This is a genomic window from Streptococcus sp. Marseille-Q6488, assembly GCF_946902925.1.
In the GTDB taxonomy this organism is placed as follows: Bacteria; Bacillota; Bacilli; order Lactobacillales; family Streptococcaceae; genus Streptococcus.
The window spans coordinates 1-15,418 of sequence record NZ_CAMPPZ010000006.1 but is presented as its reverse complement, the minus strand read 5'-3'; the positions used below and the strand labels follow the sequence as shown (position 1 = coordinate 15,418).

At 41.3% G+C, this 15,418-nt stretch carries 9 protein-coding genes; 1 reads left to right on the top strand and 8 read right to left on the bottom strand.

Annotated elements, in window-relative coordinates:
- Nucleotides 1-89 precede the first annotated feature (89 nt).
- Nucleotides 90-1,280 (top strand): ferric reductase-like transmembrane domain-containing protein, encoded by a 1,191-nt coding sequence (locus OVN23_RS02325; protein ID WP_173270280.1) that lies wholly within the window; start codon nucleotides 90-92, stop codon nucleotides 1,278-1,280.
- A 318-nt stretch (nucleotides 1,281-1,598) separates the two neighbouring features.
- Here the strand turns inward: OVN23_RS02325 and OVN23_RS02320 are convergent, their stop codons facing one another.
- The 8 genes from OVN23_RS02320 to OVN23_RS02285 all read right to left on the bottom strand — a co-directional run.
- Nucleotides 1,599-2,480, bottom strand: coding sequence for a class II fructose-bisphosphate aldolase (locus tag OVN23_RS02320; RefSeq protein ID WP_001019001.1), 882 nt, complete (start codon nucleotides 2,478-2,480; stop codon nucleotides 1,599-1,601).
- Between the two features lie 140 nt (nucleotides 2,481-2,620).
- A complete protein-coding gene (gene vncS, locus OVN23_RS02315; protein ID WP_267240338.1) occupies nucleotides 2,621-3,949 on the bottom strand; it encodes a sensor histidine kinase VncS in 1,329 nt (442 codons plus the stop codon).
- A complete protein-coding gene (gene vncR, locus OVN23_RS02310) occupies nucleotides 3,946-4,602 on the bottom strand; it encodes a response regulator transcription factor VncR (protein ID WP_261010773.1) in 657 nt (218 codons plus the stop codon). Before vncR ends, vncS begins: the two co-directional genes overlap by 4 nt.
- A 161-nt stretch (nucleotides 4,603-4,763) precedes the next feature.
- The gene (locus tag OVN23_RS02305) at nucleotides 4,764-8,900 is read right to left on the bottom strand and encodes a hypothetical protein (protein WP_267240337.1); all 4,137 of its coding nucleotides are present in this window, start codon (nucleotides 8,898-8,900) and stop codon (nucleotides 4,764-4,766) included.
- 322 nt (nucleotides 8,901-9,222) lie between these two features.
- Complete coding sequence (gene vex3, locus OVN23_RS02300) at nucleotides 9,223-10,602, bottom strand: ABC transporter permease subunit Vex3 (protein ID WP_267240336.1); 1,380 nt, start codon at nucleotides 10,600-10,602, stop codon at nucleotides 9,223-9,225.
- A gap of 51 nt (nucleotides 10,603-10,653) precedes the next feature.
- Nucleotides 10,654-11,301, bottom strand: a complete 648-nt coding sequence (gene vex2 / locus OVN23_RS02295) for an ABC transporter ATP-binding subunit Vex2 (protein ID WP_267240335.1) — start codon at nucleotides 11,299-11,301, stop codon at nucleotides 10,654-10,656.
- Nucleotides 11,302-11,418: 117 nt separating this feature from the next.
- Entirely contained in the window at nucleotides 11,419-12,696 is a 1,278-nt protein-coding gene (locus OVN23_RS02290; protein ID WP_267240334.1) for an ABC transporter permease, read from the bottom strand.
- A gap of 147 nt (nucleotides 12,697-12,843) precedes the next feature.
- Nucleotides 12,844-15,418 (bottom strand): DUF1542 domain-containing protein (locus OVN23_RS02285; protein WP_267240333.1); only part of this gene is annotated, 2,575 nt, incomplete at its 5' end.

The window sequence follows — 15,418 nt, the reverse complement described above, 5'->3', positions numbered from 1 at the left end:
ACACCTAGATTTGACACCATACTTTTTCTATGATAAAATGTAACAAATTTGTTTACAACAAATCAAATCTTAATGAAATGGAATTTTCTATGAAATCAATCAAAGGACTACTCTTTATCATAGCTAGTTTTATCTTGACTATTTTGACTTGGATGAGCACCTCTTCCCAATTTATGATTCCAGGACTAGCTTTAACAAGCCTATCTCTGACTTTTATCCTAGCTACTCGTCTCCCACTACTAGAAAGCTGGTTTCACGGTTTGGAGAAGGTCTATACTGTCCACAAATTCACAGCCTTTCTCTCCATCATCCTACTCATCTTTCATAATTTTAGTATGGGCGGTTTGTGGGGCTCTCGCTTAGCTGCTCAGTTTGGCAACCTTGCCATCTATATCTTTGTCAGTATCATCCTTGTCGCCTATTTAGGCAAATACATCCAATACGAAGCTTGGCGATGGATTCATCGTCTGGTTTACCTAGCCTATATTTTTGGGCTCTTTCACGTCTACATGATGATGGGCAATCGCCTCCTCACATTTAATCTTCTAAGTTTTCTTGTTGGTATCTATGCCCTTTTAGGCTTGCTAGCTGGTTTTTACATCATCTTCCTTTATCAAAAGATTTTCTTTCCCTATCTAGGGAAAATTACCAATCTCAAACGCTTAAATCACGATACTAGAGAAATTCAAATCCATCTTAGCAGACCTTTCAACTATCAATCAGGACAATTTGCCTTTCTAAAGATTTTCCAAGAAGGCTTTGAAAGTGCTCCGCATCCCTTTTCTATCTCAGGAGGTCATGGCCAAACGCTTTACTTTACTGTCAAAAATTCAGGTGACCATACCAAGAATATCTATGATAATCTTCAAGTCGGCAGCAAAGTAAGCGTAGACAGAGCTTACGGACACATGATCATCGAAGAAGGACGAGAAAATCAGGTTTGGATTGCTGGAGGCATCGGGATCACCCCCTTCATCTCTTACATCCGTGAACATCCTATTTTAGATAAACAGGTTCACTTCTACTATAGCTTCCGTGGAGAGGAAAATGCAGTTTATCTAGATTTGCTCCGTGACTATGCTCAGAAAAATCCTAATTTTGAACTCCATCTAGTAGACAGTAGGAAAGACGGCTATCTTAATTTTGATCAAGAAAAAGTGCCCGAACATGCAAGCATCTATATGTGTGGTCCTCTTTCTATGATGAGGTCACTTGCCAAACAGATTAAGAAACAAAATCCAAAAACAGAGCTTATTTACGAAGGATTTAAGTTCAAATAACCACTCATACTCCCCTGAGAATTCTAGGAGAGTTTTTTATAGCCAAATGAAATAAGACCGGAGCGATGCAATTTTGGCATTCAAATCAATTGATAAGAATGTTTTATGGTGGAATGAAATAGGATACGAACAAATTGATTAGGAAAATCAAATGAATTTATAGAAATCTTTTAGCAGTCATGGCGTCCTATTCCAGTTTCAAAATGCTATAGAAGCAGCATTGTGCTAGTCTAGTTTCAGTTTACTATACTAAAACGAGTAGCTTGAAATCAAAAAACCCACCCAATGGGCAGGTTTCATCTGTATTATTCAGCTAGATTATGCTTTACCTTCTGAACCGAATACGTCGATACGTTCTTCAACTGATGCTTGGATAGCTTTTACACCGTCAGCCAAGAATTTACGTGGGTCGAAGAGTTTTTTCTTGTCGTATTCTGCTTCGTTTGCTTCGTAGTCACGAGCAAATTTACGAGTTGCGTTAGCGAATGCGATTTGGCATTCTGTGTTAACGTTAACTTTCGCAACACCAAGTTTGATAGCTGCTTGGATTTGCTCATCAGGAATACCTGAACCACCGTGCAATACGATTGGGAATCCTGGAAGAGCTTCTGTCAATTTTTGCAAGTGGTCAAGGTCAAGACCTTCCCAGTTTGCTGGGTAAGGACCGTGGATGTTACCGATACCAGCTGCCAAGAAGTCGATACCAGTTTCAACCATTGCTTTAGCATCTTCGATTGGAGCCAATTCACCTTTACCGATGATTCCGTCTTCTTCACCACCGATAGTACCAACTTCAGCTTCTACTGAGATACCTTTAGCGTGTGCCTTTTCAACAACTTCTTTAGCCAATTTAAGGTTTTCTTCAACTGGAAGGTGTGAACCGTCAAACATGATTGAAGTGTAACCAACTTCGATACACTCAAGTGCATCTTCGTAGTGACCGTGGTCAAGGTGGATAGCTACTGGTACAGTGATACCCATTGATTCAACAAGGTTAGCGATCAAGTTGCGAGCAACTTTATAACCACCCATGTATTTAGCAGCACCCATTGAAGTTTGGATCAAAACTGGAGCTTTTTTAGCTTCTGCTGCGCGCAAGATAGCTTGAGTCCACTCAAGGTTGTTTGTGTTAAATCCACCAACTGCATAACCGTTGTCACGAGCTGCTTGGACAAATTTTTCTGCTGAAACGATTGCCATTTTATCAGGCCTCCTGTATATTTTTATGGGTCATCCCATTTACATTGTTCATTTTATCACTTTTTGACAAAAAAATCTAGTTTTTCCCGCAGTTTCGATTGAATTTCTTCTAACTTCATCTATGTAAACCCTTTCTCTCCCTAGTCTTTGCCAACTTTTGGAAAAGCTATGAAGAAGGTTAAACAATTCTCTTTCATTTCAAAACGATAGGGTAATTTTTCATGTTCTAACAAACTCTTAACCACAAAGAGCCCCATCCCAGACCCCTTGGCCTTGCGACTAGCATTGTCAGAAAAAGACTGGGCTAGTTTTTCTTGTTCTTCTGGACTACAGCTATTTTCTATAAAAAATTCCCCTTCTCTTTCTCCAATGCGAACTAAGCCACCTGGAATAGAGTGCTTGATAGCATTGCTAATGAGGTTAGAAAGAATCAACTTCATAACTGATGGGTTTAGATAAGCTTGCTGATTGGTTAAACTATTGTCTATCTGGAGTTCTCTTTCCTTGGCGAGCAAGGCATAATCCTTGACTAGAGTTTGCGTCATCTGGTGTAGGTCAATTTGTTCCCTATCATCTCGCAATTCCTGCACAGACGAGAGGGAAAGTATCTGGAGAACGTGGTGATTGAGCTCATCCACAATCCCCAAGGCAACTCCCAGATAGTGATCTCTATCCTTATAACGACCGACATTTTCTTTCATGTTTTCAATCAGGATTTTCAAACTAGCCAGCGGTGTTTTCAATTCATGAGAAGCCCCTCGTAGGAATTCGACCTTCATCTTTTCCAGCTGGAGAATGGCTTCATTCTTGTCATGCAAGTCCGCAATGACAGTCAAGAGATGCTGGTAAAGGCTATTGATTTGTTCCTTGAGATCACCAATCTCATCCTTAGAATCCACGCGCAAACGTACTTGAGCATCCAGATCCATCATCCGACGGGTCACTCGCTTGATTTCTAATATTGGAGCAACAATGGTCCGAGCATAGATATAGGCTACCAAGAGGGAAATTAGAAAGGATGCTAGCAGGGTATAGGGAAGAAATTGGAGACTGATTTGCTCTGCTTCCTTTTGCAAGTCCATGGAAGCTAGAAACTGGAGAGTCATGGTGCCACCGTCTTGCGTTTTCACCTCCCGTTCCTCAATAAAAAGCGAGGTAGTCTGGCGGTCTGTGTCCAGAGGAAGACTTTCCTTGACCTCCAACTTGTCCTCGGTCATCTCACCCTTAACGGCCCCCTTGATATCACTAGTCTGGGAATACAAGTCTAACACTTGCTCGATGCTCTGCTTATCCTTTCCTTCTAGTGACTGAGCAATGGCTGTTGCCTTCTGACCAATGGTTTCCTGACGGTGGCTCAGATAAGTCGAAGGAAAAAGAAAATAAATGGCTAAATGAAGGCAGATAACTAGAACACTAAATATCGAGAAGGTATAGATAAATATCTTTGTAAATAAACCTGTTCGTTTCATTTTCGCTCCAATTTATAACCAACATTGCGCACAGTGAGGATGCAGTCCAAGTCTAACTTTTTCCGCAGTTCCTTGATATAGACATCAATGACACGGTCAAAGGGAACCTCATCTGTCGCTTTCCAGACGGCATCGATTATCTGAGACCGAGTCAAGGCCCGTCCTTCATTTTTCACCAGATAGTCCAGAATTTCCAACTCTTTGGCATTGATGGCCACTTCTTGACCTGCGAGGCTTGCACTGTAGCTTTCAAAGTCCACCTTGGCATCCTTATAGGAGAAGACTCGTCCTGTATCGTAGTAGCGCTTGAAAATCGCGTCCACCCTCACTTTTAAGAGGGAGAGGGAGAAGGGCTTTTCCAGATAGCCATCTGCTAGCGAAGCAAAGGCACTCATCTTGTATTCCTCATCCTGAAATGCAGTCAACATCAAAACAGGAACCTGACTGGTTTTACGAATCTCAGCCAGAACTTCTAGACCATTGAGCTTGGGCATCTGGATATCCAGTAAAACCAAGGCTACCTCATAGCTAGAAAATTGATCCAGAGCTTCCTGACCGTCCGCCGCCTCAATGGTTTCATAACCACAATCCGTCAAATAGTCACTGATCCCCTCACGGATCATCTCTTCATCTTCTACAATTAAAATTTTCATACTTTAACTGCTCTCTATTTTTTATTTTTCTTAGAATAACTACCTACTCTATTTTCTATTATGGTCTCTTGCTGGCCTTTTGTCTGTAAGCAACTGACCACGAGATAAAACAAAGAGAGCCTATCGCTCTCTCTGCTTGCATTTCACTCCCTGTGGAATGATTATTTGGTTGCTTTTGAAAATGTTACAACGTAGTTATAATCTTTCCCATTAGCTTGATAGACATAGTCCTCTTTGAAAGTGTAGCCGCGTTTGCTCAACTCTTCTTTCTTAGCTTCAACTTGGCTCTTTGCCACTGCTTTCACCTGTTCATTTGTTGAACCTTCCGCGATTTCAAGAGAAGTTCCATCGATATCTCCTAGGAAACCTGCAATATCTTTCATTTTATCAAAGTTATAAAATACATTTACTTTGACCTTTTGAGGAGCTGGCTGTTCTAAACTTCTACGATTTCTGCTAGCGCGTGGTTGAACTGCTGGAGCCATTCTGAAACCTGTAGTTCCTACTGGCTGTGTTTTGGATTCTTTTGTGAATTCTACAACATAATCATAGCTATCTCCACCTTCAATGATTTGATCTAAGTCTGTTTTTGACGTAACTGTAAAGCCTTGTTTTTTAAGTTTCTCGATTTGGGCTTTTGTTTTTTCTTCAACAGCTCGTTTTAATTCCTCTTTAGATGTCTCTCCAGAGAAAGTAAGCACATTTTCTCCACCTAATTCTCCTAATGCTCCAGCTATATCTTTAAGAGATGTTAAATTATAGTAGACATTTATGTGTTTAGTTTTATTAGACAAATCTCTTTTTACAACTTTTTTAGCTCTTACTTGAACTTTTGGTGCAATTCTAAAACCTGTAGTTCCTGTAGCTTGCTTAGTGAAAGTGACTACGTAGTCATAATGAGTTGCATCTGCTTGATCAATACCTACAAAGTACTCATCAGAAATTTTGTACCCCTTTTTTTCAAGCTCTGCTTTCTTCTGATCAATTTTTGATTTTAAAATAGATTTCAAAGCTTCTGCTGGAGCTTTTTGAGGAACTTCAACTTCATTTTTACCATCTAAATCATTAAAGAAGCCTGGAATATCTTTCATACCATCATAATTATAATAAATGGAAACTTTATTTTGCGGTTCATCAACACTTCTTTCACGACGAGTTACTCGAGGTTGATAAGTTCCTGCACTTCGGAATCCTGAGTTATTAGGTGTACTAGCTCCATGACCGATATTACCAGAACTATTTTCATCTATAGTTGTTCCATCATTTCGACCATTTGTTAATCCTTCATTACTATAATTTGGTTTTGAAACTTCCTCATTCGGAATTTCTACAGCGTAAATTTTTTCTTGATATTCTTCAGCTTTTACTGCTGCTTCTTCATTAGTTTTAGCATTTTGAATAGATTTTAATCCTTCTTCTTTAAGACGATTTACTTCATTTTTTAATTCTGTTTTTTTAGACTCATCATCAACTTTGTCTATTTCTTCTAGTCTACTATTTGCTGCTTCATTTATAGTTTTTAAATTTTCTTCTTTTGCTGTTTCTAACGGTGCTTCAGTTTCTTTCTCTAAAGACTTCTCTGAATCCTCGTGTTCTTCAGCTGGTGCATCAGCTTGAGATTTTTCTGAATCTGATTTAGGTAACTCTGAGTTTACGTCTCCAGTCGAAGCTTCAGTATTTTGTGAATTTTCCTCTGTTTCTCCTGAAGGTGCTTTTTCTGTTACTTCAGTTGCTGATTCTGCTCCTGAATGCGATGAATCAACTGATTGATTGCCAGATTCTTCTGTATTTGTCGAGGTTTCTGGAGCTGTTGTATCTCCTGTAGCTGAATCCTCAGCTGACGGTGTTGGCGCTTCTGAACTTGGATTCGAAGCTACAGGTTGATTTGTAGTTCCTGTATCTGAAGGGGAATTGTCTGTTACTGGAGTTGGTGTTACAACTTCTTCAGTTGATTGTCCTGATTCTTCAACTTCTGTTCCTGGATTTCCTGAGTTTGTTTCTGTTGTTGTACTAGAAGCTCCTGTCGTCTCTGTTCCTGCTGTTGGCGCCTCTGCCTCTGTTCCTTTCGGTTCTTTTTCTGATTCACCTGCTTCTCCAACTGGCTGTGCTGTAGTACCAGTCTCACCTGAAGCACCTGTTTCTGCTGCTTTTGGTGCTGAATCATCGGAATTAGATGATGGAGCTACAGGTTGGTCTAAAGTTTCTCCGTTTGAAGTAGTATCGTCTGCTACTGGACTTGATGACTCTGACTTACCTGACTCATTTGTAGCATCTGCAGATGGAGTAGTTGAAGCTTCTTCCGTTGTTTCGGATTTACCTTCTTCTTTTGAACCTGTTTCTTTATCTGTATCTCCGACTTTTGAGTCTTTTCCTTCATCTCCTGATGTTGCTCCTGTTGCTCCTGGAGTTACGTCTGAAGTTCCTTCTTCTGTTGTTGTGCCTGTCTCTGCTGTTGCACCTGGTGTAGCTCCTTCTGAAACTGTTCCTTCAGGTGCATCTTCTTTTGCAGTTGGATTTACTTCTGTTCCTGTTTCTGCTGTTGCATTTTCTTTAGGTGTTGGGTTGGCTTCTGATTCTTCAGTTTCTTTTGCTTCAGCTCCTGGTGTTGTTCCTGCTCCGTTTGAAGCTTGTTCTGATTTTTCTTTTTCTGTTGTTCCTTCTGTAACTGTTGATTCAGTCGCTGGCTCTGTTGATTCTGCTCCCTCATTCGATACTTCTGGAGCTGATGGTTGTTCCTCTACTTTCGGTTCTTTTTCAGATTTACCTTCTTCTCTAGCTGGTTGTGTAGCTGGCTGTTCTTCTGTAACTGTTGTATCTCCTGCAGCTGCATCTTCTGCTTTCGATTCTGATTCTGATGATTCTTCTGACGGTACATTTGTTGTGCTATCTTGTTTTCCTGTCTCCTCAACAGAAGTTTCACCTGCATTGCCTACTTCACTTGAAGTTGTACCGTCTACTGGCGCTTCTTCTTTTTCTTCTGCTTTTGGTGTTGTTTCTGGAGCTTCTTCTGTTGAACCTGGAGTCGCTTCTGAACTTCCTTCCGCTGCTGTTGCACCTGGTGTAGTTCCTTCTGTTTCATTTTCTTTAGGTGTTGTTTCTGCTGAAGTTCCTGAAGCTTCTGTTGATTCTGTTGCAGCTTCTGCGTTTGATTCAGTTGGTTTCGCTACCTCTGACTCTGTTACTTCTGGTTCCGTTGCTTCTGTTGCACCCGGTTGTTCTTCTTTATTTTCCGGAGTTGTCGGTGCTTCTGTTTTTGGTTCAGATGATTCTGTTGGCTCTTCCACTTTTGTCGCTGGAGTCGCTGACTTCTCTTCTTTCGGCGCTGGTGTTGCTGGCTCTTCAACTTTCGGCGTTGGAGTTTCTGCATTTGGTTCAGCTGGGTTAGCTTCTGATTCTTCAGTCTCTTTCGCTTCTTTTCCTTCTTCTGTTGTTCCTGCTTCATTTGGAGCTGGGTTAACTTCTGTTCCTGTTGCTCCTTCTGATGCATCTTCTTTAGGTGTCGGTTTTACTCCTTCTCCTGCTGCTTCTGGTATAGCTGGTTTCTCTTCTTTCGGTGCCGATGTCGCTGGCTTCTCTTCTTTCGGCGCTGGTGTTACCACCTCTGGTGCTGTTTCTTTTGGTGCTGGTGTAGTCGCTGCGTCTTCTGCTTTTGGCGCTACTGGAGCTGATGTTTCTTCTTTAACTTCTGGGCTTGTCTCTGCTGATGTTTCTGAGGCAGGCTCTTCACCCGATTCTTCCGCTCTTTCCACTACTGGTGCTGATACAGGCTGATAGACTGGGCTATAGTTCACAGCCATTTTTTCAACTTTCTCAGTGACATCTGTTAATTCAAAGGTAACAGCTTTTGTTTCCTGATCTTTCTTGAGCAAGACTTCGTAAGTGCGAACTTCGCCACTTGCACCACTTTCTTTGATGACAATCTTGTGTTTTGTGACTGTATCTGAAACCGTTTCAGCTTCAGTAAAGTACAATTCATTGTGCGGTAAGAATAAATTCTTGCCTGAAGCTTGATTCATTTCTTGGAGTACATCTACAGGGATATTGCTTGCTTCGCTGATAACACTTAATGTATCTCCCCACTTAATGACATACTTAAATAAATCACCTTCTTTTTGAAGGTCAGCTTTCACTTCCTCAACTGTTCTGGCTACCCAGACACCATCTTGTTCACTGGCTGATACAGTTGGGGCTAAAAAGCCCAGACCTAGCAAAATCACACCTGTCGCAACAATTGCACCAGTTCTCAATTTTCTAAAGCCACGGAGGGACAAGCTTCCTCTAACATTTGTTTGTCTCATAATGTTTATTTTTCCTCACTATTCTATATTTTCCAAGGTAGACCCTGCCTAGGTCTACTAGCCTATGTTTGCGATATGGATAGGCTTCTACAGATTTATCTATCTATTTTCAAGATAAGATTTCTATAGATTTTTATGCACAATTCCATATATAAGTTGCGAAACTCCTTTCTAATAAATTCCATAGCTTTAGTATATCATATTTAAACACTAAAGTACAACGAAAGCAACTGAAAGCAATGATTTTCACCATTGCTTTCTACTTCATTTATCATTTTAGAACTTTCAGTTGCTAGCCACATTTTTCAGTCTAGCATCAGTATTATTCACCATCCAGCAGAAGTTCTTTTGGTTGTTTTCTGAGGAGATTGCTTGATGCAAGCGCCATAACGAGAACCACTAGAACTAAAGCAAGGACAAAGACGATGATAAAGTCTGATGTCTGAATGGAAATATCTAGGCTTGACAAGGTCTTGTTAAAGCCATCTACTTCTGCACCACCACCAAGGTTAGAGGCTTGAGCCGCCTTGCTAGCCTGTTTGGCAACACCTGAAGTCACATTGGCAAGGACAGTGTTTCCAATTGCACGGGCAGTGTAATTGGCTAGGAAGTAAGCAGAAACAAGAGCTGGGATAGCAATCAAGATAGATTCAGTGATAAATTGACCCAAGATACTTGCCTGCTTGAGACCGATAGAGAGGAGAATTCCCACTTCCTTGCGACGGGCGTTGATCCAAAGGCTGAGCAAGAGGGCAAGGAGAAGGACTGAGAAGCTCAAGCTACCCCAGAAGAGGAGGTTGGCCATCTTGTACATACCAGAGATGGATTGCTCAAGAGCTGGGTAGTTAGAGGAGCTCTTCACCAGTGTGTAGCTCTTCCAGTTGATACCACTTATGCCATTCAACTCTTTCATAACATCATCCAAGTTCTTGTCCGCTGTTACAAAGAAGGTTGCGTCCCCATAAATAGCTGTGTCTTCTGTGTATCCATAAAGTTTAGCAGCCGTATGGATGTCTGTGATAGCTGTATTTTCATAGAGTTCTTGTGAGTAGGTTACTGCTGACTTATTGTGACCATCAAAGAGTCCCTTGATTGTCACTTCGACTGTTTCCTTGGCACCTTTTTCATTGTCTGCATCGTAGATATTAGAGTCTAGTTTGACCTTGTCCCCGACTTTCCAGCCGTGCTTGGCTGCCAAGTCCTTGTGCAGGAGGATCTTGTTCTTATCATCGTTGGTTAGGTGCTCACCTTCGACCAGCTTATAAGAACCGGAAACAAACTTGTCTTCTTTAGAGGAGTCATTGACACCTGTAATCATTAAGCTACTTCCAAAATGTTTGGCACGGTCAGGAGTCAGATTTTTCTTGGTTTCTGGCGTTTCGATGAGTTCATAGCCAGTCAAATCTCCGATAGCGTTGATGCGTTTCACATAAGACTCGACGGCCTTGTTTTCGGTGATTTTTTTGATATCCTCACCCTTAATATTCCCAGCACCACGTGGCGTTCCTTGATTAACGCGACGATTGATTTGCATGGAGAAGCTGTTGGTGATATTTTTAAAAGTCTCCTGAGAAGCTTTGGCAGTAGCTCCCTTGATCGACAAGCCGACCAAACTCAAGCTCGCCATGAGGAGAATAATCAGGAAGATGACAATCGATTTGAAAAACTTCCTTGTAACATAGGCAAATGCGTTGTGTAACATAGGTTCCCTTTCTAGATTTTGTTTTAATCATTCTATCAAAATAAGCTCAAATTATTTACTAGTATTGCGAGTTTCAGTCAGTTTCTTATCCTTCAATTCAAGTGTAATATCTGACGCTTGTGCCACTTCTTTGCTGTGAGTTACGACGATGACACATTTACCTGTTTTCTGGGCAAGTGATTTGAGCAGTTCGACAATATCTCCAGCAGTTTTAGGGTCCATATTTCCTGTTGGTTCATCAGCAAGAATAACTGGAGCTTCTGAGACCAAACTACGAGCAATGGCAACACGTTGCTGTTGACCACCTGATAACTGGAGAACATTCCGCTTGATCTGACTTTCATCCAAACCAAGCTCAAGCAGTGTATCCTTGCTTGCCTTTTTATTGACCAAGCGGATATTTTCCAGTGGAGAAAGATAATCTATCAAGTTATAATTTTGAAAAACCAGGGAAATATGGTGCATACGATGGTAGGAATACCCCTTCTTACGAATGTCCTCGCCTTGGAAAAGGATAGAACCTTCAACAGGACTATCTAGACCAGCAAGTAGAGACAAGAGAGTGGATTTTCCTGCTCCTGACTCCCCAATAATACTGTAAAATTTCCCGGGTTCAAAATGATAATTGATCTGATATAGGACTGCTTCAGCAGTGTTCTTATAACGGTATGTAACATCTTGTAATTGTAATAAAGTCATGATTTCTCCTTCTTATACTCAATGAAAATCAAAGATTAAACTAGGAAGCTAGCCGCAGGCTGTACTTGAGTACTGCAAGGCGAAGCTGACACGGTTTAAAGAGATTTTCGAAGAGTATTAACTAATAGATGATAAAATTTCCTTAGGCGATTTTCTAAATAAGAATAGGAAACAAAGAGCTACAGATAAGCAACTAATCAATAACAGAAAGACATAGGATTCTGCAAAAGATAGGATGCTGGTTGATAAACTGCTTGCTTTAGCTAGCGTGTCTTGTAAGCTTGCCTGTTCTCCACTTGCTAGTAGTGTTTGGAGTAGGTAAGATGTGATGGCGTTTCCTGCAACAAATGCTGGAAGCAAGGCACCGAGAGATACCAAAACTACCTCCAAACAGAACTGTAGGAAGATCGAGCTCTTGCCTTTTCCAAGTGCCAGTAAAATTCCCACTTCGTAGACCCTTTCTCTCAACCAGAGAGACAAAACAAGAATTAAGGCTCCGGCTCCTGCTATCAACATTCCATAAAGGAAGATGGTCAGAAAGGTTTGGAAGGTTGCAACTGAGTCTTTGATTTGTTCAAAAGCCTTGTTTTCCTTTTCGACTTGATAGCCTTGATTTTCCAAGGCCAAGTTTTCTACCTGCTCCATGAGTCCGTCCATTTCCTTAGGATTTTCTACATAGAAGCGCGCTGCACTGACTTGCGGTTCACTATTTCCCAAAAGAGTTTGGCTACTGTCATAGTCTGTAAAGACTTGATTTTCACTGAAGTCAGAAGACAAGCCTGTGAATTTTTCTTGTTTCTTACCAGAAAAGATGCCGACAATCTCAAACTCTACTGTTTGTCCTTTACCAGCTTCGGACTGACCAGCATCTAAGGCAATCTTATCATGAAGCGAAAGACCATTCTTCTTAGCCAACTCTTCGTGGATGAGAATTTTCTTGGAATCCCTTTTTTGAAGATGTCTCCCTTCTTTTAGATTGAAAGCCGAACTGGTAAAGGTCACATCCTTGGATGAATCCTCCAGAGCTGTTAAGCTAACCAAGTTCTTGTCCGCAGCTGACAAATCATCACGTTCAACGCTCTGCTCGCCACTCACTGCTTCCTTGTCTTTTAGTTTTGCGACCGTCTCCAGTTCAGGAGAAACATTTTCCAGTCCCTTAATCTTGCTTACAGATGCTAGGTCTGACAACTTGAAAGTCTGACCATTTTCTATCTTCTTAATAGAAAAAGATGTGTTAAGTGATTTGTAAAGATTGGTTTCCACTGTTTTGTTGGACTTCATCAGAGTCAAACAGGCTGAAATTCCAGCCAATAGGACCAATAAAATCAGAAATAAAATAAAACTTCTCAGTCGTTTTCTGTTGACATAAGCCCAAGCTCTTTGGATTGGATTCATTTGTCACCTCCATATTTGTAAGACTATTATAAAACCCAAATATGAAATGTTTATGAAATACAAAAAAAGAATCAAAAAGAGCAACGGCTTTCACCGTTGCTCTTTCAAGTACTATTCTAGCTGGTTTCCGACTCGTCTAAGCTTGACTTATCTTAACTGAGCAAGAATAGCTTTGAGTTTCTCAATCAACTCATCTTCTGTGTGGTCAGACTCTTTCTCATTGGCTAGGAAGGCAACTGCTTGAGCGAGAGCTTCTCGTGCTTGGTCGAGGACTTTCGCATCTACATTTGTAAGGTCGTTTTCTTGCAGAACCTTAGTTAATTCCTTGGTCAATTTCTTGAGTTCTGACTCTTTCTTACGACGCGCGATGAGGAAGAGAAGGAGACCAAGAAGAGCGAGAAGGCTACCAATCATCGTACCATATGGAAGATGACCTTGCTCTTTCCTTGTTTCTTTCCTTTCTTCTTCATCCTTAGTTGCTTGCTTGCCTTTCAAGGATTCGAGTGCTTCTTTGACCTTAGCAGTAACCTCTCTCAAGCCTGCCTCTGTCAAGTCAGCATTTCTAAGGGCTTCTTGACCCTCTCCGAGAATGACCTTCGCAGCGTCAATGACAGATTGATCAATACCATCCAAGTCTTTCAAACGAGTTTCCAGTTCTTCAACCAATCGAGCAAGTTCAGACTTGTCAACAGAACGAGTCTCACTAGGAGTCACCGTATTGCCTGAATTGTTTGAAGTAGATGTAGAAACTGGTGTTTCTTGAGCTGGAGTACTTGCTTGAGCCTGTCCAACAGTAGATGATGGAGTAGCAGGGGTGGTGTTGCTACTATCGTCTGTCGTCACACCAGGGGCTGGAGTGTTGCCACTGTTATCTGGCGTCGCATTATTGCTATTGCTATCAGCAGGGGTGGTAGTACCGCCGTTATTAGTGTTAGCACCGTTATCGGCATTAGTACCGCTGTTGGTGTTAGCACTGTCGTCAGGACGTGGAGTTGGATTTGGACGAGGAGCAGGCTGAGGATTGATGTTATCGATAGCTTGTTTGCCATTATTCTTCGCTTCATCTACCTTATCGTTAGTTGTCGCGTCGTCAATAGCTTTCTTAGCGACAGTTACTGCTGTATCAACATCAGTTTTCGCTTTGTCCTTCTCTTCTTTCGTCAAGTCGGTACGCTTATCAATCTCAGCTTTCTTAGCCTTAGCTGCTTGGTCGATTTCTTTCTTAGCTGCTGCTTTCTTATCACCAGTTGGATTGATGTTATTGATAGCGGTAGTGCCATTATTCTTCGCTTCTTCTACCTTATCGTTAGTTGTCGCGTCGTCAATAGCTTTCTTAGCGTCTTTTGCTGCTGTATCAACATCAGTTTTCGCTTTGTCCTTCTCTTCTTTCGTCAAGTCGGTACGCTTATCAATCTCAGCTTTCTTAGTCTCAGCTGCTTTGTCGATTTCCTTCTTAGCTTCAGATTTCTTATCGCCAGTTGGGTTGATGTTATCGATAGCTGTATTGCCATTATTCTTCGCTTCATCTACCTTATCGTTAGTTGGAGCGTCGTCAATAGCTTTCTTAGCGTCTTTTGCTGCTGTATCAACATCAGATTTCGCTTTGTCCTTCTCTTCTTTCGTCAAGTCGGTACGCTTATCAATCTCAGATTTCTTAGTCTCAGCCGCTTTGTCGATTTCCTTCTTAGCTTCAGATTTCTTATCGCCAGTTGGGTTGATGTTATCGATAGCTGTATTGCCATTATTCTTCGCTTCTTCTACCTTATCGTTAGTTGTCGCGTCGTCAATAGCTTTCTTAGCGTCTTTTGCTGCTGTATCAACATCAGTTTTCGCTTTGTCCTTCTCTTCTTTCGTCAAGTCGGTACGCTTATCAATCTCAGCTTTCTTAGTCTCAGCTGCTTTGTCGATTTCCTTCTTAGCTTCAGATTTCTTATCGCCAGTTGGGTTGATGTTATCGATAGCTGTATTGCCATTATTCTTCGCTTCATCTACCTTATCGTTAGTTGGAGCGTCGTCAATAGCTTTCTTAGCGTCTTTTGCTGCTGTATCAACATCAGATTTCGCTTTGTCCTTCTCTTCTTTCGTCAAGTCGGTACGCTTATCAATCTCAGCTTTCTTAGTCTCAGCCGCTTTGTCGATTTCCTTCTTAGCTTCAGATTTCTTATCGCCAGTTGGATTGATGTTATCGATAGCTGTATTGCCATTATTCTTCGCTTCATCTACCTTATCGTTAGTTGGAGCGTCGTCAATAGCTTTCTTAGCGTCTTTTGCTGCTGTATCAACATCAGATTTCGCTTTGTCCTTCTCTTCTTTCGTCAAGTCGGTACGCTTATCAATCTCAGCTTTCTTAGCTTCAGCCGCTTTGTCGATTTCTTTCTTAGCGTCAGATTTCTTATCGCCAGTTGGGTTGATGTTATCGATAGCTGTATTGCCATTATTCTTCGCTTCATCTACCTTATCGTTAGTTGTCGCGTCGTCAATAGCTTTCTTAGCGTCTTTTGCTGCTGTATCAACATCAGATTTCGCTTTGTCCTTCTCTTCTTTCGTCAAGTCGGTACGCTTATCAATCTCTTCTTTCTTAGCCTTAGCTGCTTGGTCGATTTCTTTCTTAGCGTCAGATTTCTTATCGCCAGTTGGGTTGATGTTATCGATAGCTGTATTGCCATTATTCTTCGCTTCATCTACCTTATCGTTAGTTGTCGCGTCGTCAATAGCTTTCTTA